At 65.9% G+C, this 516-nt stretch carries 2 pseudogenes; one reads left to right on the top strand and one right to left on the bottom strand.

Annotation, left to right across the window (positions count from 1 at the left end):
• Nucleotides 1-226, top strand: a pseudogene (locus tag VE25_RS21275) (hypothetical protein); the annotation flags it as partial.
• A 64-nt stretch (nucleotides 227-290) separates the two neighbouring features.
• On the opposite strand, the pseudogene VE25_RS21280 reads toward VE25_RS21275, so the two are convergent.
• Nucleotides 291-516 (bottom strand): annotated as a pseudogene (locus VE25_RS21280) (hypothetical protein); the annotation flags it as partial.

The following is a 516-nucleotide window of genomic DNA, read 5'->3' as shown; positions in this document are numbered from 1 at the left end:
GAGCAGGAGCCATGGCACTGCGGTTCTCAGAGCGCCGCCCGCCATGGCGGCAGGAGGCGAAAACGACCAGAACGACGTGCATCGTCCGGACGCGCCCACCCAGGCCGACTGCAACGAGGTCTCCTCGCTGTTCTGGAGCGTCGTGCACAATACGCGCTCGGGTAACGGTGCTGCCGCCGAGAACCTGGAGGTGCTCGAACTGGACCGGCAGGACCTGCTCGAATAGCCGCCGGTTCATCAATCCCGGATGCGGGCATGCATGCCCGCATCCGGGATTGATGAACCGGCGGCTATTCGAGCAGGTCCTGCCGGTCCAGTTCGAGCACCTCCAGGTTCTCGGCGGCAGCACCGTTACCCGAGCGCGTATTGTGCACGACGCTCCAGAACAGCGAGGAGACCTCGTTGCAGTCGGCCTGGGTGGGCGCGTCCGGACGATGCACGTCGTTCTGGTCGTTTTCGCCTCCTGCCGCCATGGCGGGCGGCGCTCTGAGAACCGCAGTGCCATGGCTCCTGCTC

Origin of the sequence: Devosia geojensis, from assembly GCF_000969415.1 — a bacterium.
GTDB lineage: Bacteria > Pseudomonadota > Alphaproteobacteria > Rhizobiales > Devosiaceae > Devosia > Devosia geojensis.
Note: the sequence above shows the minus strand (reverse complement) of the source record. Positions and strands in the feature narration are given on the sequence as shown.